This is a genomic window from Leeuwenhoekiella palythoae (assembly GCF_020310025.1).
GTDB classification, from domain to species: Bacteria; Bacteroidota; Bacteroidia; order Flavobacteriales; family Flavobacteriaceae; genus Leeuwenhoekiella; species Leeuwenhoekiella palythoae.
In genome coordinates, this window is sequence record NZ_CP084318.1 from 3,130,666 (window position 1) to 3,156,544 (window position 25,879).

The 25,879-nt window shown below is 41.1% G+C and carries 20 protein-coding genes; 8 read left to right on the plus strand and 12 right to left on the minus strand.

Translation table 11 applies throughout. From position 1 onward, the window contains the following. Positions 1–21: 21 nt before the first annotated feature. Entirely contained in the window at positions 22–714 is a 693-nt protein-coding gene (locus LDL79_RS13415; RefSeq protein WP_225598060.1) for a peptidoglycan DD-metalloendopeptidase family protein, read from the plus strand. On the opposite strand, the gene LDL79_RS13420 is transcribed toward LDL79_RS13415, so the two are convergent. Beyond that, on the minus strand, positions 711–1,556 hold the full coding sequence (locus LDL79_RS13420; protein WP_225598061.1) for an AraC family transcriptional regulator: 846 nt from the start codon (positions 1,554–1,556) through the stop codon (positions 711–713). The genes LDL79_RS13415 and LDL79_RS13420 overlap by 4 nt on opposite strands. A 334-nt stretch (positions 1,557–1,890) precedes the next feature. On the opposite strand from LDL79_RS13420, the gene LDL79_RS13425 reads away from it, so the two are divergent. The 3 genes from LDL79_RS13425 to LDL79_RS13435 are packed head-to-tail and all read left to right on the plus strand — an operon-like array spanning position 1,891 to position 8,646. Next, complete coding sequence (locus LDL79_RS13425; protein WP_225598062.1) at positions 1,891–4,263, plus strand: alpha-L-arabinofuranosidase C-terminal domain-containing protein; 2,373 nt, start codon at positions 1,891–1,893, stop codon at positions 4,261–4,263. Between the two features lie 12 nt (positions 4,264–4,275). After that, positions 4,276–6,972, plus strand: a complete 2,697-nt coding sequence (locus LDL79_RS13430; RefSeq protein ID WP_225598063.1) for a DUF5695 domain-containing protein — start codon at positions 4,276–4,278, stop codon at positions 6,970–6,972. Between the two features lie 3 nt (positions 6,973–6,975). After that, positions 6,976–8,646 (plus strand): M1 family metallopeptidase, encoded by a 1,671-nt coding sequence (locus LDL79_RS13435; protein ID WP_225598064.1) that lies wholly within the window; start codon positions 6,976–6,978, stop codon positions 8,644–8,646. A gap of 1 nt (position 8,647) precedes the next feature. Here LDL79_RS13435 and LDL79_RS13440 read toward each other — a convergent pair whose 3' ends face one another. From LDL79_RS13440 to LDL79_RS13475, 8 genes are all read right to left on the minus strand, one after another. Next, positions 8,648–9,253, minus strand: coding sequence for a DUF1684 domain-containing protein (locus tag LDL79_RS13440; RefSeq protein ID WP_225598065.1), 606 nt, complete (start codon positions 9,251–9,253; stop codon positions 8,648–8,650). Between the two features lie 91 nt (positions 9,254–9,344). Then, the gene (locus LDL79_RS13445) at positions 9,345–12,587 is read right to left on the minus strand and encodes a S41 family peptidase (protein ID WP_225598066.1); all 3,243 of its coding nucleotides are present in this window, start codon (positions 12,585–12,587) and stop codon (positions 9,345–9,347) included. A gap of 106 nt (positions 12,588–12,693) precedes the next feature. After that, complete coding sequence (locus tag LDL79_RS13450) at positions 12,694–15,393, minus strand: prolyl oligopeptidase family serine peptidase (RefSeq protein WP_225598067.1); 2,700 nt, start codon at positions 15,391–15,393, stop codon at positions 12,694–12,696. 180 nt (positions 15,394–15,573) lie between these two features. Beyond that, positions 15,574–16,059 (minus strand): hypothetical protein, encoded by a 486-nt coding sequence (locus LDL79_RS13455; protein ID WP_225598068.1) that lies wholly within the window; start codon positions 16,057–16,059, stop codon positions 15,574–15,576. 208 nt (positions 16,060–16,267) lie between these two features. Beyond that, entirely contained in the window at positions 16,268–17,581 is a 1,314-nt protein-coding gene (locus tag LDL79_RS13460) for a DEAD/DEAH box helicase (protein ID WP_225598069.1), read from the minus strand. 187 nt (positions 17,582–17,768) lie between these two features. Next, positions 17,769–18,644 carry a CPBP family intramembrane glutamic endopeptidase gene (locus LDL79_RS13465; protein ID WP_225598070.1) on the minus strand — a complete coding sequence of 292 codons (876 nt, stop codon included), beginning with the start codon at positions 18,642–18,644 and terminating at the stop codon, positions 17,769–17,771. 33 nt (positions 18,645–18,677) lie between these two features. Further along, on the minus strand, positions 18,678–19,415 hold the full coding sequence (locus tag LDL79_RS13470; protein ID WP_225598071.1) for a hypothetical protein: 738 nt from the start codon (positions 19,413–19,415) through the stop codon (positions 18,678–18,680). 24 nt (positions 19,416–19,439) lie between these two features. After that, complete coding sequence (locus LDL79_RS13475; protein WP_225598072.1) at positions 19,440–20,483, minus strand: arabinan endo-1,5-alpha-L-arabinosidase; 1,044 nt, start codon at positions 20,481–20,483, stop codon at positions 19,440–19,442. A gap of 285 nt (positions 20,484–20,768) precedes the next feature. Between LDL79_RS13475 and LDL79_RS13480 the strand changes: the two genes are divergently transcribed. Both LDL79_RS13480 and LDL79_RS13485 read left to right on the plus strand, forming a co-directional pair. Further along, positions 20,769–21,284, plus strand: coding sequence for a peroxiredoxin-like family protein (locus LDL79_RS13480; protein WP_225598073.1), 516 nt, complete (start codon positions 20,769–20,771; stop codon positions 21,282–21,284). 12 nt (positions 21,285–21,296) lie between these two features. Further along, positions 21,297–21,716 carry a hotdog fold thioesterase gene (locus LDL79_RS13485; protein WP_225598074.1) on the plus strand — a complete coding sequence of 140 codons (420 nt, stop codon included), beginning with the start codon at positions 21,297–21,299 and terminating at the stop codon, positions 21,714–21,716. A gap of 89 nt (positions 21,717–21,805) precedes the next feature. Here LDL79_RS13485 and LDL79_RS13490 read toward each other — a convergent pair whose 3' ends face one another. Further along, on the minus strand, positions 21,806–22,711 hold the full coding sequence (locus LDL79_RS13490) for a LysR family transcriptional regulator (protein ID WP_225598075.1): 906 nt from the start codon (positions 22,709–22,711) through the stop codon (positions 21,806–21,808). Positions 22,712–22,801: 90 nt separating this feature from the next. Between LDL79_RS13490 and LDL79_RS13495 the strand changes: the two genes are divergently transcribed. Beyond that, positions 22,802–23,407, plus strand: coding sequence for an NAD(P)H-dependent oxidoreductase (locus LDL79_RS13495; protein ID WP_225598076.1), 606 nt, complete (start codon positions 22,802–22,804; stop codon positions 23,405–23,407). A gap of 98 nt (positions 23,408–23,505) precedes the next feature. On the opposite strand, the gene LDL79_RS13500 is transcribed toward LDL79_RS13495, so the two are convergent. Next, positions 23,506–24,057 carry a serine hydrolase gene (locus LDL79_RS13500; protein WP_317197770.1) on the minus strand — a complete coding sequence of 184 codons (552 nt, stop codon included), beginning with the start codon at positions 24,055–24,057 and terminating at the stop codon, positions 23,506–23,508. Here LDL79_RS13500 and LDL79_RS13505 point away from each other — a divergent pair. Further along, positions 24,042–25,171 (plus strand): IS3-like element ISLbl2 family transposase gene (locus LDL79_RS13505; RefSeq protein WP_225598077.1). Its coding sequence is split into 2 segments (ribosomal slippage): positions 24,042–24,303 and positions 24,303–25,171, totalling 1,131 coding nucleotides; the frame shifts between segments, so codons are not numbered across the junction. The genes LDL79_RS13500 and LDL79_RS13505 overlap by 16 nt on opposite strands. On the opposite strand, the gene LDL79_RS13510 is transcribed toward LDL79_RS13505, so the two are convergent. Next, the gene (locus tag LDL79_RS13510) at positions 25,149–25,763 is read right to left on the minus strand and encodes a serine hydrolase domain-containing protein (protein WP_225598078.1); all 615 of its coding nucleotides are present in this window, start codon (positions 25,761–25,763) and stop codon (positions 25,149–25,151) included. The genes LDL79_RS13505 and LDL79_RS13510 overlap by 23 nt on opposite strands. Between the last annotated feature and the right edge of the window lie 116 nt (positions 25,764–25,879).

Below are 25,879 nucleotides of genomic sequence, written 5' to 3' on the forward strand. Positions count from 1 at the left end.
GAGAATTGTATTTTTGGCGCGATGGAACACAGGCTTTTTTTAAACCGAATCGCACAATGTACTGCCCAATTTACACCGGTGGTAGATGCGGCATATGCGGCTTCAGATTACCGATTTTTGGATCTTTCTACGACTAACGAAATCCTTCAAGAAGTAGATATAAGTTCTTCGGAAGCTATTCAGCTTTATATCAATACATTTCTTGCAAAAACCGGTGGGCGTGTCGCATATGGCGGTTATCTAGAAAAGCGTAGTATTTATGACCGAAGCCTTTATTTTAATAATGATGATCCCGAACTAAAGCGCAATATCCATCTGGGATTAGATGTCTGGATTCCTGCCGGAACAGCGATTTTGGCGCCGGTAGCAGGTACCGTTCATAGTTTTAAAGACAACACAAACTATGGAGATTACGGTCCGTGTATTGTTTTAGAACACCGTTTTGAAGATTTCCATTTTTATACACTGTATGGTCACTTGTCTAGGGCCTCCTTATCTGCTTTGACCGAGGGACAGAAGATCTCGGCGGGTCAAACCTTTGCGCATCTGGGAACCTCAGAAGAAAATGGCGATTACGGGCCGCACTTGCACTTTCAAATCATAAAGGATATGCAAGAGTTTAAAGGCGATTATCCCGGAGTTTCCACGCATAAAAACCTGGATTTTTATAAGAATAATTGCCCTGATCCTAATCTATTGCTCAAGATCACTTAAGCTACGTGCAGGCGGTATTGTGACGGTGTAGTATGCTTTAATTCTTTAAACTTTCGGTTGAAATTGGCTATGTTCTGAAACCCGCACAGTTCAGAAATAGCGGCTACAGAAAGCTCTTTTTCTTTGTACAAAAGTTTGCACGCGTGCTCGATACGCAATTCGATCAAAAACTGTAAAAACGTCTTATTGGTACGCCGCTTAAAGTAACGACAGAACGCATTTTTGGTCATATTGGCGATTTCTGCGATGGTGTCAAGCGTAATATTTTCTTGAAAATGATCAAGCGTGTATTGATATACATCACTCATACGTTTTCCTTCGATATCTGTGTATTTTTTATGGTAAACAAAGGATGAAAGTGGAGTTTTATCTGACTGCTGAATCAGGTCAAGAATTTGAAGAAATGAAGCCAGACGTTCAATACGGCTTTGATGTTTCAACTTAGAAAATTTTCTGATGAGAGATTCGGTATTCGTTTCGATCTTCATTCCGTATTCGGCTTCATCAAAAAAACTATCGATTCCTGACATTTCAGTAAGCTTGAAAAACTCTTTTCCGAAGGAATTCTTGGTGAAAAACAGCGTGTACATAACAGATTTATCGATCGCGTTATCATCGCTTCTAAATACGTGCGGAACGTGTTCGCCAATGACCAGAATATCGCCTTCCCGATAATCATTAATCGTATCGCCAAGAATTAAATTTCCCGAACCTTTTGCGATATAACTGATTTGGATCTCCTCGTGCTCGTGAAGTTTGTCGTAAAATTTGAGTTCGTGATCTTCTTGGTAAACAAGCGCTTCTTTACCGGGCTTGGGTATTTTAAAAGGAAGAACTTTCATAGGGGTAAGGGTGACTATTTGTTTGTGCTTGCTATAAAATTGGCATTAAAAAATGATTCATGTCAAGTTTAGGGATAATATAGTATCAACATAGGTTACTTATTCATCATAAAAAAGAGACTTTAACATTTGGATGCTACTTGAAATGCATAAAACGTTTTATTTGGGCGATATTTCATCAGTATTAGTACTTGATTAACTATAACGGTATAGTAAAAACTGTATTTCAGTTAATATGCTATTATCTTTCGCTAACTTTAACAAATAAGGTCTTGATGAATTACATTTATTTTAGTCAGACCTTTTTTCTGTTATTATAAGACTTCTTCCGGGTATGAATTTCACGACTAAATCGCTTCACGCTGTATATAAAATCAATTTTATAAGTATTCTGTTTGTGTTGGTTTCTGGTTGCGCTCCAACCGAAAAACAACCATCTACGGTGCTCTTATCGCCAGATAAAGACCTTGCATTTAAAGATGCCGGATGGGAAACAGAATACTGGAGCAATCAAGCGAATTATTCAGACAGTATTCTTAAGGATACCGATGCTAAAGTGTTAGTGATCACGCACGACAGCCTTCAAACTGGACGTATTTTTAAGAAAGTAAACGTAAAGCCCTATGCTCAATATAAGGTTAGCGGATTTATAAAAACAGAGGATATTTCGACTGAAAAATCCAATGCCGGAGCGGGATTCGGTTTAGGTAAGTTTTCTTCAAGAGCCGATACAGTATTCACAGGAACCACAGCATGGACACCGGTCGAAATGACATTTAATACAGAAGGAGACGACAGTTTTATTATAGAATGTCTATTAGGGAAAAATGCGCCTGCTTCCGGAACCGTCTATTTTAAAGACATTACGGTTGAAGAACTTTCGTCGCAAACCCTTGAGCCTAAAGTGAGCATCGATCTGGAAGCGCAAAAAGAGCCGATGTCGCCGTACATCTACGGGCAGTTTATTGAGCATATGGGAAAATCTCTATACGGCGGACTTTGGGCAGAAATGCTTACCGACCGTAAATTTTATCATAAACCCGGTACTTCAGCTTCGCCTTGGGAAGTTTCAGTAGACAGTACAGCGATAACTTTAGATCCAAAAAATGGCTTCTCAGAACAGGCATTGCCTGTTTTTAAATTGGATGAGAATCAAATTTTCTTGAAACAAGACTCAATCGCTGTCAAACCGAATACGAATTATGTAGGCCGAATTGTTTACAAAACTAAAGGATCTTTTAAAGAGGTCAGTATTGGTTTGGAGGCGCTCAATTCTAAAAATACGGTTGGTTTCAGTATTTCGGGATCGGAAGCATTTATTACCAAAGAATTTGAATTGCATACAGGGGAGAATTCAGCAAGTATAGCAAGTCTAGAGATCTCTTTTGAAGGAAAGGGTACGGTCACGCTCGCTGCAATTTCCTTAATGCCGGAAGATAATATTGAAGGTTTTCGCCCGGATGTGATCGCCTTGTTGAAAGAATTAGATTCTCCAATTTACCGCTGGCCCGGTGGAAATTTTGTCTCGGGTTATGATTGGAAAGATGGTATTGGTAATCCCGATGCACGCCCTACCCGATATGAGCGCGCTTGGAATGGTTTAGAATATAACGATGTGGGAATTCACGAGTTTATGCAACTCTGCGAAATTCTAGATGCCGAAGCCAATATTGCTGTGAACACCGGCTTAGGTGATGCAGCATTGGCTGCAAATGAAGTGGAATATTTTAACGGTGCTGCAACTACGCCTATGGGAAAACGCCGAGCGGCAAATGGTCATCCTGAGCCGTATGATGTTCAACTTTGGGCGGTAGGAAATGAGATGTTTGGCGACTGGCAATTAGGCCATATGCCAATCGAAGAGTATGTAAAAAAGCACAATAAAGTAGCCGAAGCCATGTGGGCAGTAGATCCAGATATAGAGCTTATCGCTGTGGGTTATCCCGGGGAATGGAATGATATGATGTATCAAAATACTGCTGAAAACATGACTTACATCAGCGAGCATTTTTACCGTCAAGATTGGCACGCAGGCGGTTTGCTTACGCACGTTAAACAAATGCCGGATGCAATCAGAGCAATTGCAGAAGAGCACCGTCGGGCGCGTCGGGAAATTCCGGAGATTGCAGATCGAAATATAAAAATTGCGCTTGACGAATGGAATTATTGGTACGGTCCGCACGAGTTTGGATTATTGGGTACGCGTTATTTCTTGCGTGATGCCTTAGGAATTGCTGCAGGATTGAATGAGTTCTCACGCCAGTCTGAGATGTACTATATGGCCAATTATGCGCAAACAGTGAATGTGATCGGAGCGATAAAAACAACACCCACCGACAGCTGGCTTGAAGGAACGGGATTGGTTTTAAAAGTGTATCGAAAAGAATTTGGGACAATTCCTGTTGCGGTTTCGGGTGCTCCCGAGCCTTTAGATGTCGCGGCGACGCTAACCGAAGATGGAAACTATTTAACGCTTTCGGTTATCAATGCTACGCATCAGGAGTATCAACTGGCGCTTGACTTTATTACAGAGAACATTCCAGCGCAAGGAAAAGCTTTTGTGATCACAGGAGCCAACGATATGGTGTATAATGATGTGATGCACAAAAACAGTATTTACCTCGAAGAAACTTCTTTTGAGTTGGAGCATAACAGCTTACAGGTCGCTAAGGAGTCGGCAGGAATCTATAAATTCAAACTAAACTAGAAATCAGCGTATATGAACACATATAAAAATGCATTAAGGTTTTTTGTCCTTCTTTTTATGGGCATTGCCGCCGGAGTACAAGCCCAGGAATATTGGGATAAGGTGAAAGAGCGAGAAGCGACTTTCGGCTTAGAATCGGGCTTTGAAACCTTAGAAACCGATCAATTTATACTGAAGTTGGTCAAGGCTTCACAAACGGTGGCTTCCTTGGCTCCAAAATCAGATCCTGAATTTGATTTTACTCCCGGAGACCGCTTGGAGATCAGAGCCGGCAACGGACTCTACCATTTAGGAGATATCAATTTTAGATACCGCCTAGAAGGTTCAAATGAATGGAATACGGTCTCAACCGCGACTGCCAGAAAACCTGTGGAAGCGATAGCTAAAGAAGGCGCTTTGGCTGCTGCAAATTTAGCCAATACGTTGCCGGAAGAGCTTCCGCTTAGTATTACACGGTATTATGCGGAAGCCGACGGCGACTTGATTTTGGCTTTTGATTTTCAGAATAAAACCGATCAACCGATCGAGTTGGGCGCGCTGGGGATCCCGATGATCTTCAATAATATTTTAGAAGGAAATTCGCTGGAAGAAGCGCACGCTAAAAATGTATTTTTTGATCCATATATCGGGCTCGATGCAGGCTATCTTGAAGTAAAACGCTTAGACGGAAAAGGCAAAACTTTACTTGTTCTTCCTGAGAATAATATGCCATTTGAAGCCTATCGCCCGTTGCTTGACGATCCTTCGCCCCGCAGTATTGTGTTTGAAGGTTTTCACGAGTGGATGGCCACTAGCAAGGCTTATGCTTTAGAAGAATGGGAAGGCGTAGAGCAATGGAATACGCCAACGTCAAGTTTCTTAAAACCAGGCGAACTCAAAACATTTTCTATACGATTAACACTCGCTCCGGAAATCAAAAAAGTACAGCAACAACTGACGGAAAAAGATATGCCGGTGGCTGTTGGTGTTCCGGGATATGTGCTTCCGCAGGATGTACAAGGAAAATTATTTTTAAAGTACAATTCTGACGTAAGCAGTATTAAAGTGACTCCTGAAGGTGCGCTTTCGGTTGAGAAAGATGCAGCTAAGAATACTTATGATGTGTACACTGTTACGGGAAATCAGTGGGGAAGAGCCCGAGTTGAAATCAAGTATACGAATGGAAAAACGCAAAGCATCAATTATAAAGTTATTAAGCCGGAAAGTGAACTGGTAGCCGATTTTGGGAATTTCCTTTTTGACAAACAGTGGTTTGATGACGATGAAGATCCGTTCAACAGAGCACCTTCTTTGATTTCATATGATTATCAGAATAAGCGTCAGGTAACGCAAGACGGAAGGGTTTGGATCGCCGGTTTGAGCGATGAAGGTGGCGCCGGAAGCTGGTTAGGCGGAATGATGAAACAATACCTTCAGCCCGATCAGGAACAGGTCTCAAAACTGGAAGATTTTGTAAATCAAACCGTTTGGGGCGTGTTACAAAATGCTGAAGGCGAACATAAATACGGCGTGCGTAAAAGTGTGTTGTATTATGAACCGGAAGAATTTCCGGCAGGCACGTATAACGACACGATAAATTGGAATACCTGGGCGGCCTGGAATAAAGAAGGAGCAGCGGACCCCGGCAGATCGTACAACTATCCGCACGTGGTTGCTGCGTATTGGACGCTCTACCGCTTGTCACGCTATCACGATAATCTGGTCACGCAAAAAGACTGGAAATGGTATCTGGAGCAAGCGTACCAAACCACACTTGCGATGACTACTCAGGCACCCTATTATGCGCAGTTTGGTCAGATGGAAGGAAGTATTTTTCTGCACGTACTCGAGGATTTAAAACGCGAGCAACTCACAGAAGAAGCTACCAAACTTGAAGCCGAAATGAAAAAACGTGCCGACCATTGGGAGTCGCTGGCGTATCCTTTTGGTAGCGAGATGCCGTGGGATTCTACCGGTCAGGAAGAGGTATATATGTGGTCTGATTATTTTGGATATGACGCCAAAGCAGCGGTGACTTTGAGCGCAATTTTAGCCTATATGCCTACAATGCCGCACTGGGCTTATAATGGAAATGCCCGCCGTTATTGGGATTTTCTTTATGGTGGTAAACTATCGCGTGTAGAACGGCAGATTCATCATTACGGTTCCGGACTTAACGCAATTCCTGTTTTGGACAATTATCGGGAAAATCCTGAGGATTTACATTTGTTAAAAGTTGGCTACGGCGGCTTGCTGGGTGCGGTTTCTAATATAACGGAAGATGGTTTTGGAGCGGCAGCTTTTCACAGTTGGCCTTCAACGCTGGAGATCGATTACCTGTCGGGCGATTATGGTTCTAATTTCTATGGCTACGCGATCAATTCTTCGGCGTATTTGGTTGAAGATGCAGAATTGGGCTATTTGGCCTTCGGCGGAAATCTTACTGAAGAAAAGAATTCGATTACGATGCAATTAACGACCGCTGCCAAAAATGCTGTGTTTGTTCAGCCTTTAGCTTTGTGGATCACTTTAGATGCTGGAGCGGTTCAGCAAATTACCTTTGATAAGAAAACGAAAGAGGTTCAACTTACACTAGCGCCTAAAACCGAAATTACTCCGTTTGCCTATATAAACCTTCCGGAGGAATATACACTAGATTATGAGAAGGTGCGCGGTGCATATAAAATTCCGCTTCAAGCAAAACCGATCACACTTACCCTAAAACATTAAACATTGAACAGAAAAGTCATTTTGCCGACAATCTTGGGACTTATATTGAGTCTTTCTGTTGCTGCACAAGAATTTACAAGAGCCGATAGTTTACGCGGAAGCATTACTCCACAACGGGCGTGGTGGGATGTGATGCGCTACGATATTGAGGTGCAACCCGATTATGACAAGCAGTTTACTTCCGGGGCAAATCAAATTACTTATAAAGTGGTTCAGGAAAAACATCCTGATGTGATGCAGATCGATTTACAGGAACCGCTGGTGATCGATCGCATTCTTTTTGACGATGCAACCGAACTGCATTTTAAAAGAGAAGGCAATGTGTATTGGGTCAATACGCTTCCGCAGGAATTAGATTCTGAGCATACCGTAAAGATTTTTTTCAGTGGAAATCCGCACGTAGCGGTACGACCTCCTTGGGATGGCGGCTGGTCGTTTTCAAAAGATGCAAAAGACCGACCATTGATGACCGTCACCTGTCAAGGTTTGGGGGCTTCTATCTGGTATCCCAATAAAGATCATCAAAGCGACGAACCCGATCGTGGCGCTTCGTTAACGATGCGTGTACCTGATGCGTTGACCGCCGTGGCTAACGGTCGTTTACTCGATAAAACCAAACATCAAGATGGTACCACGAGTTATAAATGGGGCGTTGAAAACCCGATAAGTAATTATACGATCATTCCATATATTGGGCATTACGAGAATTTTAAAGAGGTGTATCCGGGTGTAAAAGGCGATCTTGATCTCAATTATTGGGTACTGGAATATAACCTGGAAAAAGCCAAAGAGTATATGCCTAAGGAAGTGCATAATATGCTGAATGCATTTGAGTATTGGTTTGGGCCGTATCCGTTTTATGAGGATGGTTACAAACTGATAGAAGTAGACAATACCGGTATGGAACATCAATCAGCGGTTTCTTACGGAAATCATTATGCCGGCGGCTATCGCGGTCGTGACGGCTCAGGCACCGGATTGGGCTTGACTTGGGATTTTATCATCATTCACGAAAGCGGTCACGAGTGGTTTGGCAACAACATCACCACAAACGACCTCGCAGATATGTATGTTCACGAAAGCTTTACCAATTATAGCGAGACCCTGTTTATAGATTACAACTACGGTCCCGAAGCTGCCAATGCATATAATTATGGTATTCGCCAAGGGATCGGCAATAAAACGCCTATTATTCCGGCGTATGGCGTGAACGCTCAGGGAAGTGGTGATATGTACCCCAAAGGCGGAAATATGCTACACAGCATTCGGCACAGCATCAATAACGATCAATTATTTAGAAACATTTTGGCCGGGTTGAATCAGACTTTTCACAACAAAACTGTTGATGGCAGTGAGGTACAGGAGTATATTTCGCGTAAAGCCGGCTTTGATTATTCTAAAGTTTTTGAGCAGTATCTGACTACTACGGAAGTACCAACTTTAGAACTTTTTGTAGATGCTGAAAATAACCAGATCAAATACCGCTATGTCAACTGTATTGAAGGTTTTGATTTGCCCTTAAGTCTGGTAGGAACGCACGAAGAGCTGAAAATCTTCCCGGTAGCGAACACCTGGAAAACGGTAGATATTACAATGAAAAATCAATACCTGCTTACGCCAGATCGTATTGAAAAAATGTATTACCTAAATGTAGTTTTGGTTAAAGAATTGTAAGCTAATGCCCTTCTGGCCCTCGTATTCCTGCTTTTACTTCTAGTTTTAGATCATTGGCTTCCGGCGGAATGGGACACGAATAATTAGGACTATACGCACAAAAGGGATTATATGCTTTGTTGAAATCGATTACAATCGTATTGCCTTCGGGGATTCTAAGATCTATGTAGCGCCCGGCGCCGTAGGTTTCCACACCGCTGGTGTAATCAGTAAAGGGTAAAAAGAGATAGTCTTTGTACTCCTCCATTTTACGGAGCGCGTGACTTTGATATATGGGTAAATGATAGGTATTCCCTTTCAGTTCAAAAGTAGCAAGGGCATAGGTGTCATAGGTTTTGATCGCGCCCGATGAGGTTGGAAATTGAATCTCTTCCGGATCTTCTATTTTGTGAAATTGTGCCACAACCCTATAAGTCGAATCAATAGGATAGAAGCTATGTCCTTTAAATTCTTTTTGCTCTTGCGGAGTTAAGGGCGACTCTTCCGGATTTTTATATTCAGCATTTAAGTCTTTTTGAAACTGAAGAATTTCGGCTTCGTAAGTGGTTTGCGAAAAGCAATAAAGACTTGTAAACAGTAAAATGACAGTTTGATATAGGTTTTTCATAGCTATAAAAACGGGTGCTTTTGTTGTTGCCGTCCAAAGTTGTAGTAATCAACTTGGCTATTTTACTTGAACAAGAACACCCGAGATGAATTTAATTTTTGGTCTTATCGGGATATTCCGGAGTAGTAAGCGACTTCGGCGGATTTTCATCAAGCTGCTGCAAGATGATCTCGATCGCTTTTTCTAACTGTGGATCTTTACCGGCGATCACGTCTTTTGGAGTTTGCTCCACTTCAACATCTGGTGGTGTGCCTACATTTTCAATTCCGAAGCCTTCTTCATTGTAAAAGGCCACGTTAGGCGCAGTCACATAACCGCCATCGATGAATTCAGGATAGCCTAAAACGCCCACGAGTCCGCCCCAGGTACGTTTTCCTACCAGCGTTCCTAGTTTATTTCTTCGGAATAAATAGGGCAAATAATCTCCTCCCGAACCTGCTGTTTCATCAATAACCATCACTTTGGGTCCCTGAATAGAAGCGCTAGGTGCTTTCATATCCTTACCATATCTGAAATTCCAATAACTCTGCATCGGCTTATTTAACAGGTCGATGACATAATCTGCCAGTTGACCACCACCATTAAAGCGCTCGTCAACAATAATCGCTTTTTTATCTGCCTGCGGATAGAAGTAGCGTTTAAAATACTCGTGGCCTGCTGTTGCGGTATTCGGTACATAGACATAAGCTACCTGGCCGTCTGTGGCTTCGTTCACTTTCTTAATGTTGCCTTCTACCCAATCGCGATTGCGTAACGCACGTTCTGAAGCGATCGTGGTTACTTCTTCGTCATGTGCATTGCTTCCATTGGCATTGCTAGACAAGGTAAGGGTCACAATATCTCCGGCTTTATTTTCAAAAAAGCGGTAGAGATTGTCTTCGCCGGATACTTCTTTTCCGTTTACCTTGATGATATAATCGCCTTCGCTAGCATTTACACCGGGTTCGGTAAGTGGAGAACGCAGATCTGGATTCCAATTGAGTCCACCGTAGATTTTAGTGATCTGGTAACGGTTGTTTTTGATCTCAAAATCAGCACCTAGTAAACCACCGTTGATGTTTTCTTTTTCTACACGAGAATCACCTCGGTAGTCAAAACGATGATGCCCAACTGAAAGCTCGGCAAACATCCAACTCATCACGCGGTAGAGGTCGCTTTTTGAAGGAACATCAGGAAGGAATACGCTGTATTTTTCTTTCATCGCATCCCAGTCTACGCCGTGCATTCCCGGGTCATAGAAGTAATCGCGATTCACGCGCCAGGCTTCATTAAATATGTTTTCCCATTCTTGTTTAGGGTCGATCTTAACCTTGATCGCATCAAAAGCCAACGGACCTTGATCTGATTTTTTTCCGGTGTCAGAAACAAACCAGCTTCCATTACTGTAATACATCATTTTCTCTCCGCTCGCTGAAATCTCAAAGGAATCTACCTCAAAAAGTTCTTCGTCTTTTTGTTCGCCTAAATTGTACAGATGCAACATCGCAGGAGCATCATAGGAAGGATAAGAAATGTAGTACAGCATTCCTTCTTTAGGAGCAGCAAGCGACATAAAATTGCCTGTGCCTACCGGTACCGAAACCATACGATCCATAATACCGTCCCAATCAATTTTTAAAGTCGGCACACTTTCCTCTTTTTTATCTTCCTTTTGTTCTTCTTCAGCTTCGGCGATTTTTTCAACATCATTTTCTTTGGCAAAAGGCGATTTCACCTCTTTTTGAAGCGTTATTAAATACAAAGCATTTGATGAGGTCATATCTTGATTAGACTGATCAAACCAGTTCACCACAGGGCCGGCATCGGTAGAAGCAGTGAGGTAGAGGTACTTTCCGCTAGGGTCAAAGGTAGGTTCGGTTACGTTAGATAAGCCGTCTGAAATGGGATAAGACTTGTTTTCGCTAAGCGAATACACATACGCCTGTTCAAAGTTGGTATTGGTGATTAAGGTGTAAGCGAGCCAATTTCCATCAGCAGACCAGCTTCCGAATAAATCCCGGTAATCGCCCGGCTGATACAATACATCTTGAGCTATTTTTTGGGTTTTACCAGTCGCAATCGTGGTGATGTATAAGTTTCTACCATTATCTACGTAAGCGATTTTTTCACTATCTGGAGACCAGTGCAAGTGCGCATAAAATCCGGTTCCTTCAAGGGCGATCGCTTTGGCAGCATCGGTGCTGTTTTGATCTTTTATATGCAGCGCATACTCGCCGCTGGCATCAGAAAAATAAGCAATATGCTTGCTATCCGGCGACCATTTAGGAAAGGTCTCGTGAACTCCGGGAGTTTGAGTAAGATTAACCATATCTCCCTTTTCTGAAGGAAGCGTTACAATTTCTCCTCTAAAATCGGCCACCACACGCGCTCCGGAAGGCGAAATACCACCGCTACGCACATAATAATTACCGCTTACAAAACGCGGACGTAGCTCTAATAAATCGGTTGCTATTCCTATTTTGAGCTTGGTGATTTTTTGGGTGGAAGAATTAAAATTGTGCAAGTATCCGGCTTGCTCTAAAATCAACGTTCCATCGCTACTTGCTTCTAAATCTTCCAGACCAAAATCTTGAAAGTCGGTCAACTTACTCACTTGTTTTGAAGCCACATCATAAGCGTAGAGGTTGAATTCTCCATCACGATCGCTTCTAAAATAAACAGTATTCCCAACAAACTCCGGTTGCGCATCGTTGCTTCCTGCTGCCGGTTTTGGGATTTCTACCACCTCTTGCGTTGCAGTATCGTAGATATAAATGCGGGTTTGCGTTCCGCCGCGGTAGTGCTTCCATTGGTTGAAACGATCAGGAATTGGCGTATATGCGATGTACTTTCCATCATCAGAATAGCTTGCCCAATATGCGTTAGGAATCTCTAATTCTGAAACCGGACCACCATCTAGAGCCACTGTAAACAGCGAAGTATAGCGATTGGTAAATAAGGTACGCTGCGAGGCAAAAACAACCTTTTTTCCGTCAGGTGTAAAATCCCTAGCGATATCCGGATACGGATGATAGGTTAATCGAGTAGGGACACCACCGGTAACCGGCACGCTGAAAATATCCATATTGCCATCATATTCTGCACTGAAAGCAATTGTTTTACCGTCTGGTGAAAAAATAGGATTAGATTCTACGCCTTCGTCGATGGTCAGGCGTCTTGGTTGAGATCCATTACGATTAGCAACCCAAAGATCTTCGGCATAGATAAATGCGATATGGCTATCGCTAATGGCCGGTTCGCTCATTAATCGGGTATCTGTCTGATTGATCTGTGCCACCGCCGTGACTGAAACTGTCCCAACAATGAAGTTTAAAAAGTACTTTGTGATTTTCATGATTTGATTGATAAAATTTATTGGCGTCGCCAAAGGATATCAAACCCTTTGGCTTGCCTAACATTTAATAGTTGATTCTAACGAATGCCTTATAACTGCGTTTTATTTATTCTTTTACTACTCGAAAGCCTACGTGCTCACTCTTTACCGGTTTCTGATCATACGGATCAGCAAAATCATAGGCACTGTAATCGTAAGTTCCTGTGGTACTGTACTCTGCGACATTTCCTCCCAGATCATAGATTGTTACATCGCCAACTTTTACACTTTTATTAGAACCTACCGGCTTTAAAAGGGAATAGTTTAAGCTGTTGACTTTTTGAAGTAATAGGTCAGCATCATCTGCGGTGAGGTCGTATCCCGCCCAAGTATTCAGGTTGTTTTGACCTTTAGAACTTTTTGCTGCTTTTTGCTGAAGTTTTTCAGCTTCTTTAGCATTGGGTAAGCGATAGGTGGTTCCGGTTTGTTGAGAAAGCCAAGCCACGTAATTTTCGGCTTCGGTTTTGGTAACCACGGCCGGATAATTGTCTTTTCCGGTATCAAAAGAGAAAGCTTCTTTGAATACCTTAAACTGTGCATTAGTAATTTCAAAACGCCCTAAACTGATGGAATCCTCTTTAACTGAAACCGTCTCCGGAATCAGCATTCCTTTATTTAAAACTCCATACAGTCCGTTTTCTTGTTGCGCTTCTTCAAGTTTAAATATTTCCGCCAGCGGACTATCTTCTTTGAATGCTTCGTTATTTGTAGGTTTTTTATCAAATAGGTAGGTATCAATCCACGCGATTTCTTCTTTCATTTTACGCAGCTGGTGCGTGATCTTTCCTAAGCCGTGAGGCTGCCCGGGAAACCATAAAAATTTCACCGGCGTTTTGCCTACTTGCTGTAAGCCGCGGTAATATTCCCACCCCTGATCACGTGGCACCGCGCGGTCTTCACTTCCGTGGAAAATGATAGTCGGCGTTTTAATCTTTTCAATCTCAAAAAGCGGCGATTTGATGAGGTAATTCTCATTGTAGTTTTTGCCGTTGGTATCATCCCAAGGCGCACCGCCAAAATAACTTTGGTCAAAACTCACCCCAAACTGGCAAGTACCAAAATCAGACGTCCAATTCACATCGCCGGCGCCCGGCGCAGCAACTTTAAACATATCAGGATATTTGACTGTAAGCATCGTTGTGATGATCGCACCGTTAGACCAACCCATAGTTCCCATTTGATCCCGATCTACTTTACCTTCGGAAACAAGTTTGTCGATCCCTTTAGTGATGTCTTCTAATTCAGGTTCGTAATAATTGCCCTTTATCGCTTCGGTATATTCTAGTCCGTGATTGGTTGAACCGTGATAGTTGGGCATCAATACAAACATATTTTTTTGCGTTAAAATCGAAGGGTAATACGCCCAGCTGCCCGACCATTCATCGGTATCTTGACTTGATGGGCCGCCGTGAATATTGAGCATCAAGGGATATTTTTTTCCTTCCTCATAATTGTTAGGGTAGTATAAGATCCCGGTTACTTCATCACCGTTGTAACCCGTCCACGTCATAATTTCGCTTTTAGGCATATACTTTTTTTCAAGTTTTTTGTTCAGCTTGATGAACGTTTCTTCGTTGCTAACTTTAGCTTTTTTAAGATCTGCGATCAGGTACTGCGGAAGTTTTGAAGCGGTAGAGTAGGAGTATATGATCTTAGAAGCATCGTCTGCAATTGCATTGAGACTTACGTGCTCATTTTTGTCATCAAAATCCATTTCAGAGCGTGACCAGCTCGTTCCTTTTTTGGTGTAATAGGCAAGCTTCATTGTGGCTTTATTGGCTAATGAAACGATCACGTCATTCCCTGCCACGGTATAGCCGCCACCTACACCAAGTTCCCAATCAAGATCAACTTTGGTCGCTTTTGCCGAAGCCAAATCGTAATAATACAGTTCGGTGATCCCGGCGCCATTCCATTCCGGATCTGAAGAAAAGCCGGTACCGAAATAAAAACCGCTATCGTCAGCCGTGAATTGTATGTCATAAATAGGGAATTCAAAGTCTTGTAAGATCTGCTTTTTGGCGCCTGTTTTAAGGTTCACAAGATAGCTGTACGGATCTTTCTGTGCATCTGCGCCGTAGCTTAAACTGCGTGTGATGGTATAATATAACCAATGGCCATCGTGTGAAAGTTGGTAGCTGCGTATGGGTTTTTCATTATCGGTGATTCTGGTAATTTGGTCTTCTTTAAGATCAAATGCATAAATGTGACTTGGCTGCCAGTGCAGCGAATCTTCAATGATCTGAACATCATCTTCTTTTTCTTCTGCTTCGAGATCGTATAATGTTTTTCCGTTTTTAGCAGTGAAGAACAAGGTGTTTTCATCTTTAAGCTGAATGCTCGAGATCCCGTTGTCAAACTCGTGGATTTCTTCGGCTTCGCCTCCGTAAAGGCTAAGTTTCCAAAGTTTTTTGCCTTTGTCTCGCGAACTCAAAAAATATAGTGATTTTCCATCTTTAGAGAATGTATAGCTATAATCGCTATCGTCACCGTAGGTAAGTTGGGTAGTGAGAAAGGAGTCGTCTTCTTTGATATTTAGACGCGTCAAATAAAGATCAGCAACAAAACGGTCTTTTTTCTTTACCGCTTTGCTTTTGCTCCAGACGACCATAGTACCGTCTGGCGAAAAAACAGGCGAGCGCATAGACTCAGTGTAAACAATATCTTCTGGAGTCCAGGCTTTAGGGTCTTTGTTGTCTTCTTGACTAAAAACCTGTGAGAGGCTTAAAATGCTAATACTTAGTAGCGTGAAAATGTTTTTCAGCATGAATTGAAATTCTATTGATGTGGAATGATTAAATCTTTGAAGTTACTAAAAACTCCTCTTTTTTAATGCTGAAAAGTGGCTGTTGCGCCATAAAAAAGTCCGTTAAAAACAATTTCAACGGACTTGTAGTTATTGCCAGTTATTTTTTAGAAAATCGAAAAATACAGGTGTTATAATTTGTTATTCTTCAGAATCCTGATTTTTTAGGATCTCTTGCTCTGCTTCAATTTTTTGTAATTCGGTTTTGATCTGGTTTAAACGAGCAGCGATCTCTTCGTTATTGGCTTCCATATCCAATAGTTGTTGCTCCATTTGCTCCACCGAAATGCTGTCTGACATAAAGTAACCCTTTACATCGGCGTGGCTTTCAATCAATTTTTTGAGTTTAGCGAGGCTGGTCGCTTGCGCTTTCAATTGCATTTGATGTTCCTGTACATCAGTCATTGCGATAGAGTCTGTGGCCTCAACATCTTTAAGTTTTTGCGCCAGCGTACGTGTATCTGCTTTTACAGCTTCGTGAGATACAACCATAGCTTCGTGCACGGTTTCAAGACTGTCTGTATGCATTACAAATTCTAAGTATTCATCGTGCATTGCTTTACGGGTATCATCGCAGGCGGTAAAAAGTATTGTAGCTAAAAAGCTAAATACAAGGTATTTTTTCATAATAAATAATCAATTAATTTACGATTAAAGATAGCCAAGAATGCGATGCACTTGCTGTTAAATAATCGTTAGAATTTAAAGGAAAAGTTAGAAATCTAAAGTTGTTTTTGCTGAAGGTCTAAAAGTAGATCGAATAAAAAATCCGTTCTAGAATTACTAAAACGGATTTCATTGATACTGTCAATCGCGTGGCATTTTCTGCGCTCGTTTATTCAGTCTTTGGCTTGCTGCCAAAACGTTTGTTAGGTTTTCGGGCAGTCTGCTTTTTTGGTCCGTTGTTGTTCTGACCTTTAGGTTTGTTGCGGTTTCTAGAACGGTTACGATTGTTGCGTTTAGGCTGCTCTGGCGCATCACCACCTTTCATCTGGCCTGCTTCAGAAGCTTCATTGCTTAAAAACGGATGCTCTGTTACCACGTGCACTTTTTGTTTGATGAGTTTTTCAATATCCTTTAAATATGGGCGCTCATCAGTTGCGCAGAACGAAATTGCAATTCCGCTGGCTTTAGCTCTTCCGGTACGACCAATGCGGTGTACATAAGTTTCGGGCACATTAGGCAGATCATATTGAATAACGAGCTCGAGCTCAGAAACATCAATTCCGCGAGCAGCGATATCAGTAGCGACGAGAACGTGCAATTTTCCATCTTTAAAATCATTCAATGCTTTTTGTCGCGCCCCTTGTGATTTATTTCCGTGAATCGCAGCTGATTGAATTCCGGCCTTATCTAGAACTTTAACGATTTTATTGGCACCGTGCTTGGTACGCGAAAAAACCAACAGCGACTGAGGTTTTTCGGTTTCAATAATAAATTTTAGCAGATTAGCTTTATTACGTTTTCCCACAAAATATACCGCCTGATCTACACGTTCTGCAGTGGGTTTTTCCGGAGCGATGGTAACTTTTTCAAAATCGCCCAGAATTAGTTTTGAAAGATCAACGATTTCTCTGGGCATTGTTGCCGATAAGAACAAAGATTGACGTTTGTGCGGTACAAGCTTCAGAATTTTTTTAATGTCGTGAATAAATCCCATATCTAGCATCTGGTCTGCCTCATCAAGCACCAGATATTCAATGCTTCCCAGATCTATAAACCCTTGTTTTACTAAATCTAATAAGCGACCGGGAGTAGCAGTGAGCACGTCAACGCCTTTACGCATAGCCAAAACTTGCGAGGCTTGTTTAACACCCCCAAAAATCACGGTACTTTTAATCCCCGTGTATTTGCTGTACTCGGTGACGTTATCATCAATTTGTATGGCGAGTTCACGTGTAGGTGTAACGATAAGCGCTTTGAGCTTTCGTCCCCCTTTTTTAGCACCAATACCGTTGTAGATCTGTTGCAGGATAGGAATGGTAAAAGCTGCGGTTTTTCCGGTACCGGTTTGCGCAGAACCCAAAAGATCTTTTCCTTTTAAAAGTATGGGTATCGCTTGCTGTTGAATTGGGGTAGGGTGGGTATATCCTTTGTCAGTCAATGCCTTAAGGATGGGGTCAATAAGACCTAAATCTTTAAATGTCATATAGTGTTATAAGCGGCAAAGATACGGTTATTCTTTTTGCCAAAATAACATTGTACATTTTGCTGACGGTAAGTGCTTCGGCCGGTATTAAAAACCGGTAAGCAGCTGTTTGAGCATATCCCAATTTGAAAACAGTGCATAGCCTAATAGAAAAGAGACCGCTAGCAAAAGCAATGATTTTTGTTTTTTAGTATTGGGTTGTTGATGTTGTGACGGCATCCGTTTTTCTTTTTGAATTATAATATATCGCGATCGCAGCAATGGTAATTAATTGTGCAATGACAGCAATATACGAACCTTCAAAACCAAAAGCGCCTCCATTTAGCCCATTTGCCTGATCTACCTGAATTTTTACTACGGAATAGAATCCTTGACCGCTCACGTTAAAGCCGAAGAGCGATTGAAAAAGATTCCAGCTGAGATGCAAAGCGATCGGGAACCAAAGATTTTTAGTGTGCACATACGAAAGGCCTAAGAGAATTCCCGCTAAAAAGATATTGAAAAGCGCAAAGCCGCTCACGTTAGGATTGAAGGCGTGCATCAAAGCAAAAACCAAAGCCGAAGCACTCAACGCAATATATTTAGGCATTGAGAGCATTAAATTACGCAGGATGTAACCACGGAAGATGCTTTCTTCAACCACAGCAATTATGCTGAAAAACACCAATGATTGTATCAATTTTGTAGCATCTAGATCTGTTGCGATTACCGTTATTTCGCTAGAAAAATACAAGATGCTATACCCCGTGAGCATAATCAGAAATCCAATGGCTATCCCCGTCCAGAATTCGCGCTGTCGTTTGTGTGTTTGAAATCCCAGCGCGACAAAAGGTTTTTTGTCTAAAAAGGTCATAAAAAAATATAAAACCAATAGGGTACCAACGAGATCAAAAACTCTAATAATGAGTTGATGACTGATACTCTTTGTAGGTTGAGGGTCAGTAATATCAAGGCCTGCGATCAAATACCCCGCATATTGAAAAAGACCTACAACAAACAAATAAGGAAGTATGAAGAGTAGGATACGTTGCCAACCTTTGTGGGAGTAATTTTGTTCTTGCATTTAATGAGTCTTAGAAAGACAAATATGCATAATCTAATTGCAATATTTTGACCGGAGCGTTTTTGCTTCAGCATCACTTGAATAACCGTGTAGGAGTAGGCCTTCTGTGCAATTGATGCGACCTGATTTAATTTGTTGAATTACAAATTCCTTATACCTACCATGTGTTCTGAAACGTACCGGGATCAGTTTAATAGCTCTTTTTGCATCTAACCTCGAAAATCTGTTAGTGGTTACCAAGTTTAAAAGGATTTGTTCTAGAAGTTCTTTACGCAGTTTATTTTCAAGTTTAAAGTAGCGCGTGAGTTTACCGGTTTCTGTTTTAAAGCTAATCGTATTCTTTAGGCCTAAACTTTTTTGTTCCATTGGTGTTCGCATTGCCATATTAATCCTTTGCTCATAATAAGCATCAATATGAAGACTAAAATATTCAATAGCTGCATACTTAACAAGGACCTTATGATTGATGAGAATCCCTTCTTCCAAAATCGTAATTGAACCTCGGTCGTAAGTTTCTATTTTTTCATAATCAAAGAATTGATAGATATAAGAAATTGTATAAAATACCATTCCAGTAAGAGCAATTATACTTATCCAAACAGTTATTTGGTTGACTGGTGTTGTATTAGAATCAATAAAGAAAAGGAGTAAGGCAAATGCAATACAACTTAGACCGAGGTTAACAAGTTGCGTAGTGTACGTACTTTGTTCTTTAATTTTTTTGAATGTTGTAGCCGAAAAATTTATTTCTTGTTTTGGAATTGGTGGCAATTTCTTATCTGAAAATTTTAATGATTATTTTGCTATTCGCTCATTAATATCAATTATCGGCCAGTCGTCATTATCCCAATGAATAGGAGTAATAATGAGTTTTGATTCTCCGTCGTCAGGTATAGAATACCCGTGTGCAAACAAGTAATCTTTACCATCGATCTCATAAACGGAATTGTGACCGAGCGCAGCAAACTGTTTTCCATCGCCTACGGCAATCACGGTACAGTTGCCATCGAGCATAGTAAACCCCGCACGATCAATATATGGACCGGCAAGTTCTTTTGAACGGCCTACTGCTATTTTATAATCACTGTTTATGCCGCGGCAACACATATCTAGAGAAACAAAAAGGTAATAATAGTCATTATGTTTATATAAAAATGCAGCTTCTATCTGACTATCGGTCAATTCGTACTCATAAGGTTGTTGGGTACTAGGCCTTCTGGCTAAACTATGCCACTCTTGAGGCCAAGCCATTGCACTCATATCATCTTTTAATTTTACAAGTTTAATACCGTCCCAAAACGATCCAAAGGCCAACCAAGGAGTGCCGCTCTCATCAATAATTGCATTTGCATCAATCGCTTGCCAAGTGTCGCGACCCATTACGGATTGTACGATTTTCCCGTGGTCTGTCCATTTAAAATCGGAACTTTCTGGATCTAAAGTTGGAGTAGAAGCGTGGCCTATAGCAGCGTGAGGTTTGCCGGGCTTGGCATTACAGGAATAAAAAATGTGGTATCTGCCTTGATAAAAAATAATATCTGGAGCCCAAATATGATTGCTAAATCCCGGTAAAGCTTCTTTAGTCCATTCAGGAACTTCACTAAATATAGGCGCTTCCTTTTTCCAGGTTTTTAAATCTTTAGAAGACATCACCGAAATACCAACTCCTGTTCCAAAAACATAATACGTATCACCATCTTTCGCCATTACCGGGTCGTGAACATAAGGATTATTGGGCTCAAAAGGAGGCTCACCGTTTTCGTTGGTTTGTACTTCTTGAGCGTTGCTTACCGAATTAAAAGCAATAAGTGTTAAGAGCGATAGTAGTACTATTTTCATAAGTGTATATTTTATACTTAAATATACTAATAAAAGTACTTTGCTAACGATTTCGGAAAAAGCTATCCTATTTTAAATGAAAAGTAAGTTCAAGCGCTCTTTTACGGCTAAAGATTTAGAAAAGTATCTGCTGCTTTAGCCGAAAGAATAAAACAAGGTAGTTAATACCAAATGTTCTTTGCTTAGCTGATTTGGGCTAGTAATTTTGCCAATTTAGAGCTGAGGCATTTCTAAAGTCACGGCTTTAGCAGTTTGAGATACATCTATTAATCTAAAAAAGAGACTATGAATCGACCCACACCAAAACAACTTGCACCTGAATTAGAATTTCCAATTTTGGGAGCCAATTCGTGGAATTTAAAAGGGCAACAGCCTAAAAATTTTACGTTGGTAGTATTTTACCGCGGCCTACATTGCCCAATTTGTAAAAAGTATCTACAAGAATTACAAAACTTGCTACCTGACTTCAAAGAACGTGGAGTGGAAGTAGCTGCAGTTAGTATGGATGCTGAAGAGCGCGCCAGACTTTCCCGCCAAAAGTGGGAACTTGATGCGCTGACTTTAGGCTATGATTTACCTGAAGCAACCGCCAAACAATGGGGCTTATATTTAAGCGAAGGCATTAAAGAAGGCGAGCCTGAGTTGTTTAGTGAACCCGGTTTGTTTTTAATTGATAGCGAACATAAAATTTACTATTCCTCAATCACCAGCAATCCTTGGGGAAGACCTTATTTACCTTCCTTGATTAAAGCTATTGACTTTATCTTAGAGAATGATTATCCCGCCAGAGGCGAAAAATAGTATTTTTAGAATATGGATGCGATAACCAAAGAGCGACTGATCAAGTTGGCCGAAGAAGAGATACCTATTCATAAATTTCTAGGCTTAAAAGTAACAACGCTAGAGCAAGATTTTATCAGAGTCGAAGTTCCCTATCGAAGTGATTTTGTTGGCGACATACGTAAAAACCGTTGGCACGGAGGCATTATTGCCACCATAATGGACTCCGTTGGCGGGGCTATTGGTGTTGCCAATTTTAAAACACCAGATGACAGTCTTGCGACCATTGATTTACGCATAGATTATCTGCGTGGCGCCAAAGCAAAACCGCTCACAGTTGAAGGTAAACTTGTGCGTATGGGTAATCGTATTATGGTGACTAAAATGAAAGCCTTTCAAGACACCGTTCTAGTCGCAGAGGGCAAAGGCGTATATAATTTTATCAGATCTTAGCTTGAAACGTTTTGGCATAGCCCAAGGATTAAAAATGCTAAGGCTTACCTCGATATCGCTTTGTAGCACTAAAAAAGAAATGCAACACCTTAATGGGGTTGCATTTTTTGCTTAAAAACCTCTTTGATCGTATTTACTTCTTCTTTGTATTGCAGGTCACTTCGGGTGGCAAAATATAAGGTGTTTGCACTTTCTTTAATCCCCTGCCAAACCAAGTGAATGCTTCCTTTAGCAATCGCTTTTTGCACCAGAAAATCAGGAACAATCGCAAAGCCGTTTTCTGCTTCTAAACAGCGGATTATAGAACCAATGTTCGGTAAAATGTAATTGGGTTTAAAGTCGGCTCGTGACTTAAAATTATCATACCAAAACCTCCTAAAATGATCCATTTCATTAGATGCACTGTACCAAATCTGCTGTTTTAAATGCGCAGACAAGGCTTTAAGATCTTGTTGCTCCAGAAGTTTGTTTACTGCGTTAAGCGGAGTTTTAGATCCTGCAACCAGCACAATGCGCTCTTTAGAAAATGCCTCATACTCTGCCAGTGCATTGGCGTGGTTTTTTTTAGGTGTTATGACCAGATCTAGGAGGCCTTTATTGAGGTCTTTGATCAAGTCTTGATGACCTCCAAACTTCGCGACAAGATTGAAGCGCAGTTTTGAAACTTCTGGCTCTAAAATGGTCTGAAATGTTTCGTTGCACATTCCTATATGCAAAGAAGGCACTGTTTCTTTAGTGGATTTTTTAAAATGCTGCTCGGCTTGCTCTAAGCGCTCTAAGGCTTCCACTACAAAATTATAGAGTTGTTTTCCTTCTTCCGTAGGAATCATTTTACGCGACGTACGCTCAAAAAGCTTTTTGCCTACGTAAGCCTCTAGGGCATTGAGGTGGACGCTTACACCGGGCTGAGAAGCATATAAGGCTTCCGCAGCACGCGTTAGCGTTTTCTTCTCAACAATTGCACGAAAGGTGCGATACCATTCTAGATTCACCATTATTAAAAATTTTATACAAATCTATTATTTATATTATTTTTATAATAGTTAGTCTGCGTCTAATTTTGTCCCAAATTAAAAAACAATCTGATGAAAAATATTTTAATCCTCTACGGCGGACATCCCTTTGCGCATTCTCCGGGAGCTTTTAATAAAACACTTTTAGAAACCACCGAAGCTTTTTTTACAGCTAAAAAAGGGTATACAGTGCGAACCACGCAGGTTGCGGAAAGCTATGAGCTGCAAAAGGAAGTTGAGAAATTTACTTGGGCAGATTTAATAATTTATCACACCCCGATCTGGTGGTTTCAACTGCCGTTTGGTTTTAAAACCTACTTGGACAAGGTTCTAACCCACGGCCACCAGAAAGGGATGTACGAGAGTGACGGAAGAACGCGTAAAAATCCTGCCATCAATTATGGAACGGGAGGTAGTTTACACGGTAAAAAGTACATCATCACTACGAGTTGGAATGCTCCTGAAGAAGCTTTTACCTTAGCAGGTGAATTTTTCGATCAAAAGTCTGTTGATGAAGGAGTGTTGTTTGGTTTTCATAAAATGAACCAATTTTTAGGATTAGAACATTTAGATTCTAAGCACTTTCACGATGTAGAGAAAAATGCAGATGTGCCGAAAGCCTTACAAGACTATACCGCTTTTCTCGAGCATCATTTTGAGGAAGTTTTACAAGACTGATCTCAATGTCTGTAACAGAAATTAAAGACGTGCAGGCCCTTAACTTCAACTATTATCTTAAAATAAGTTGGTGCAGATCTAGGGTTTGCAGATCTTTTTTAAGATTTCTGTTTTAGAATTTTTACGACTCTGTTGTACATCACTTTTGAAAGATTCCAGTTGTAGCCTTCAAAATCCACAGTATTGGTAAACTGAATCACAACCGCATCCAATTCTTTATGATACTTCGCAATGCTTTGATAACCCGGGATCAACCCCGTGTGTTCAAATTCATAAAGTGAAGCATACAAATCCCGTTCCTTGTGATTATTGAAGACGCTTCCGTCATTAAGGGCTCTAAGAAAATCGCCCAGATCTTGAGCTGTAGCAAGCATAAGATCGTTATCATTGGTTTTTAAATCCTGCGCGTAGCCCACATAATACCCGCTCATTACTCGGTCTAGATCTACATCGTTAACAGAGCCGTAGGTGTTGTTGAGGTTTAAAGGTTCTAGAATCTCTTTTTTGATAGTATAAAATGATGGCTGGCCGGTTACTTTTTTAATGAGTTCGTACAAAAGTAAATAGTTGGTATTGTAAGCTTCCCTTAAAACTGAACTGTTTAGAAGTGTAATAATTCTTAATTTTAAACAGTATGAGACGAAGCAAATTCACACCAACACAGATTGCAAAAATTTTAAAGGAGTTCGACAACGGTAAGAGTGTTGAGGAAATCAGCCGCGAATACGGTGTCAGCACCTCTACCTTTTACAAATGGCGTTCTAAATACGCTGGTATGAGCAGCAAAGAACTTAAGCGTATTAAGGAACTTGAAGCTGAAAACGCCCGTCTAAAACAGATGTATGCCTCTTTAGCACTGGACCATCAAATGGCTAAAGAGATTATTGAAAAAAAGCTCTAAAGCCCTGCCGTAAACGTACCATAGCTAAAGAACTTATCCGCTACGGCATCAGTAGGGCGTGCCGTGTGCTTAATATGAGTAAAAGTGTTTACTATTATAAGCCATTACCCAAGGATGATACTCCTATAGAGAAGGCTCTTAGAGACAAAGCAGAAGAACATTCCGAAGAGGGTTTTTGGAAAGCCTACTGGCGAATTCGTAACGAAGGAAAGCCTTGGAATCATAAGCGGGTACACCGGGTGTATGTATCTTTAGGGCTTCCTTTAAGAAGAAAAGTAAAGAAGCGCCTGCCCGCGCGTATACAGGAGCCTTTGGAGATTCCTGAAGAATTGAATGATACTTGGAGTATTGATTTCGTAAGCGATGTTCTAGAAAACAAGAGACGCTTTAGATCTTTTAATGTTATTGATGATTTTAACCGAGAGGCACTACACATCGAAGTAGACTTTTCTTTGACTAGTAATCGGGTAGTCTGGGTACTCAATCACCTAATCAACCGACGAGGTAAGCCAAACCGGATCAGGATGGACAACGGTCCTGAATTCATAGCAAACCTTACTGCTGAATGGAGTAAAATGCATGAGATTGAATTTAAATACATACAACCAGGCAAACCTACTCAAAATGCTTTTGTAGAACGTTTTAACGGCTCCTATCGTAGAGGTGTCCTCGACAAGTACATCTTTGAAAATATTGATCAGGTAAGGGAGCAAACTCAAATATGGATGGAAGATTACAATAAATATCGTCCCCATGACTCACTGGGCAAAATAGCACCAGTGCAATACGCAAAACTCCATTCTCTTGGGGCTAGCCCCAAGAGAATGAAAAACAATAATTTTAAACCAGTTTTGGAAAATTAAGCAGTTCTAGTCTGGGGAAGCTTACAGTATTGCAATAGGCGTAATCAGTATCTGGCGCAAAATCTGCAGGTAAATCTAGTATTAAAGCCAGACGTTCTTCATTGTTGTCTTCAGGATGCGCCCAATACGAATTGATATCTGTAAAGTTTGGTATTCCGCTGCGGTGTTTTACCAACATCTTTATAGTTATTTCATCTGCATATTCAATACGATGTGCCAATTCCGGAAAGTAATGCGCAAGCGATTGATCTAAATCTAATTGCCCTTTACTTGCTAATTTGGTGACAGCTAATGCCGTGTATAATTTACTCACGCTTGCAATTTTAAATAACGCATCGGCACGAGCCGGTTCTTGCGTTTCCCTACTATGCGTACCTGCAGTATACCAGGCAGGCGCTTTTCCGCCTTGATCAATACAGACGATAATTCCGTCAAAACCATAGTCTGTAGCTTTATCCACTTGCTCTTGAATGGTGTTTGGTAAGGGTTTGATCCAGGCACTTACAATAGGCCAGGGAACAAAATATAAAGAGATGAACGTTGCTGTAAAAAGTAAAATTCTGATGATCGTGGTTGTACGCTTTGAAGCCATTGGGTAATTGCTGATTGTAACTTATATGTTTCAAAACTTTAGCATTAGTTACAATTTAAGGCGTATTTAAACGCAAAGAAATTGATAGGATTATCGTATTTGCATTAATCCCTTTA

Excerpts from the sequence above, each read along its gene's own strand:
- LDL79_RS13485 (WP_225598074.1), top strand. The coding sequence starts at position 21,297 with ATGGATGCGATAACCAAAGAGCGACTGATCAAGTTGGCCGAAGAAGAG.
- LDL79_RS13440 (WP_225598065.1), bottom strand. The coding sequence starts at position 9,253 with ATGAAAAACCTATATCAAACTGTCATTTTACTGTTTACAAGTCTTTAT.
- LDL79_RS13415 (WP_225598060.1), top strand. The coding sequence starts at position 22 with ATGGAACACAGGCTTTTTTTAAACCGAATCGCACAATGTACTGCCCAA.
- LDL79_RS13495 (WP_225598076.1), top strand. The coding sequence starts at position 22,802 with ATGAAAAATATTTTAATCCTCTACGGCGGACATCCCTTTGCGCATTCT.
- LDL79_RS13475 (WP_225598072.1), bottom strand. The coding sequence starts at position 20,483 with ATGAAAATAGTACTACTATCGCTCTTAACACTTATTGCTTTTAATTCG.
- LDL79_RS13490 (WP_225598075.1), bottom strand. The coding sequence starts at position 22,711 with ATGGTGAATCTAGAATGGTATCGCACCTTTCGTGCAATTGTTGAGAAG.
- LDL79_RS13425 (WP_225598062.1), top strand. The coding sequence starts at position 1,891 with ATGAATTTCACGACTAAATCGCTTCACGCTGTATATAAAATCAATTTT.
- LDL79_RS13510 (WP_225598078.1), bottom strand. The coding sequence starts at position 25,763 with ATGGCTTCAAAGCGTACAACCACGATCATCAGAATTTTACTTTTTACA.
- LDL79_RS13430 (WP_225598063.1), top strand. The coding sequence starts at position 4,276 with ATGAACACATATAAAAATGCATTAAGGTTTTTTGTCCTTCTTTTTATG.
- LDL79_RS13455 (WP_225598068.1), bottom strand. The coding sequence starts at position 16,059 with ATGAAAAAATACCTTGTATTTAGCTTTTTAGCTACAATACTTTTTACC.
- LDL79_RS13450 (WP_225598067.1), bottom strand. The coding sequence starts at position 15,393 with ATGCTGAAAAACATTTTCACGCTACTAAGTATTAGCATTTTAAGCCTC.
- LDL79_RS13445 (WP_225598066.1), bottom strand. The coding sequence starts at position 12,587 with ATGAAAATCACAAAGTACTTTTTAAACTTCATTGTTGGGACAGTTTCA.
- LDL79_RS13465 (WP_225598070.1), bottom strand. The coding sequence starts at position 18,644 with ATGCAAGAACAAAATTACTCCCACAAAGGTTGGCAACGTATCCTACTC.
- LDL79_RS13460 (WP_225598069.1), bottom strand. The coding sequence starts at position 17,581 with ATGACATTTAAAGATTTAGGTCTTATTGACCCCATCCTTAAGGCATTG.
- LDL79_RS13420 (WP_225598061.1), bottom strand. The coding sequence starts at position 1,556 with ATGAAAGTTCTTCCTTTTAAAATACCCAAGCCCGGTAAAGAAGCGCTT.
- LDL79_RS13480 (WP_225598073.1), top strand. The coding sequence starts at position 20,769 with ATGAATCGACCCACACCAAAACAACTTGCACCTGAATTAGAATTTCCA.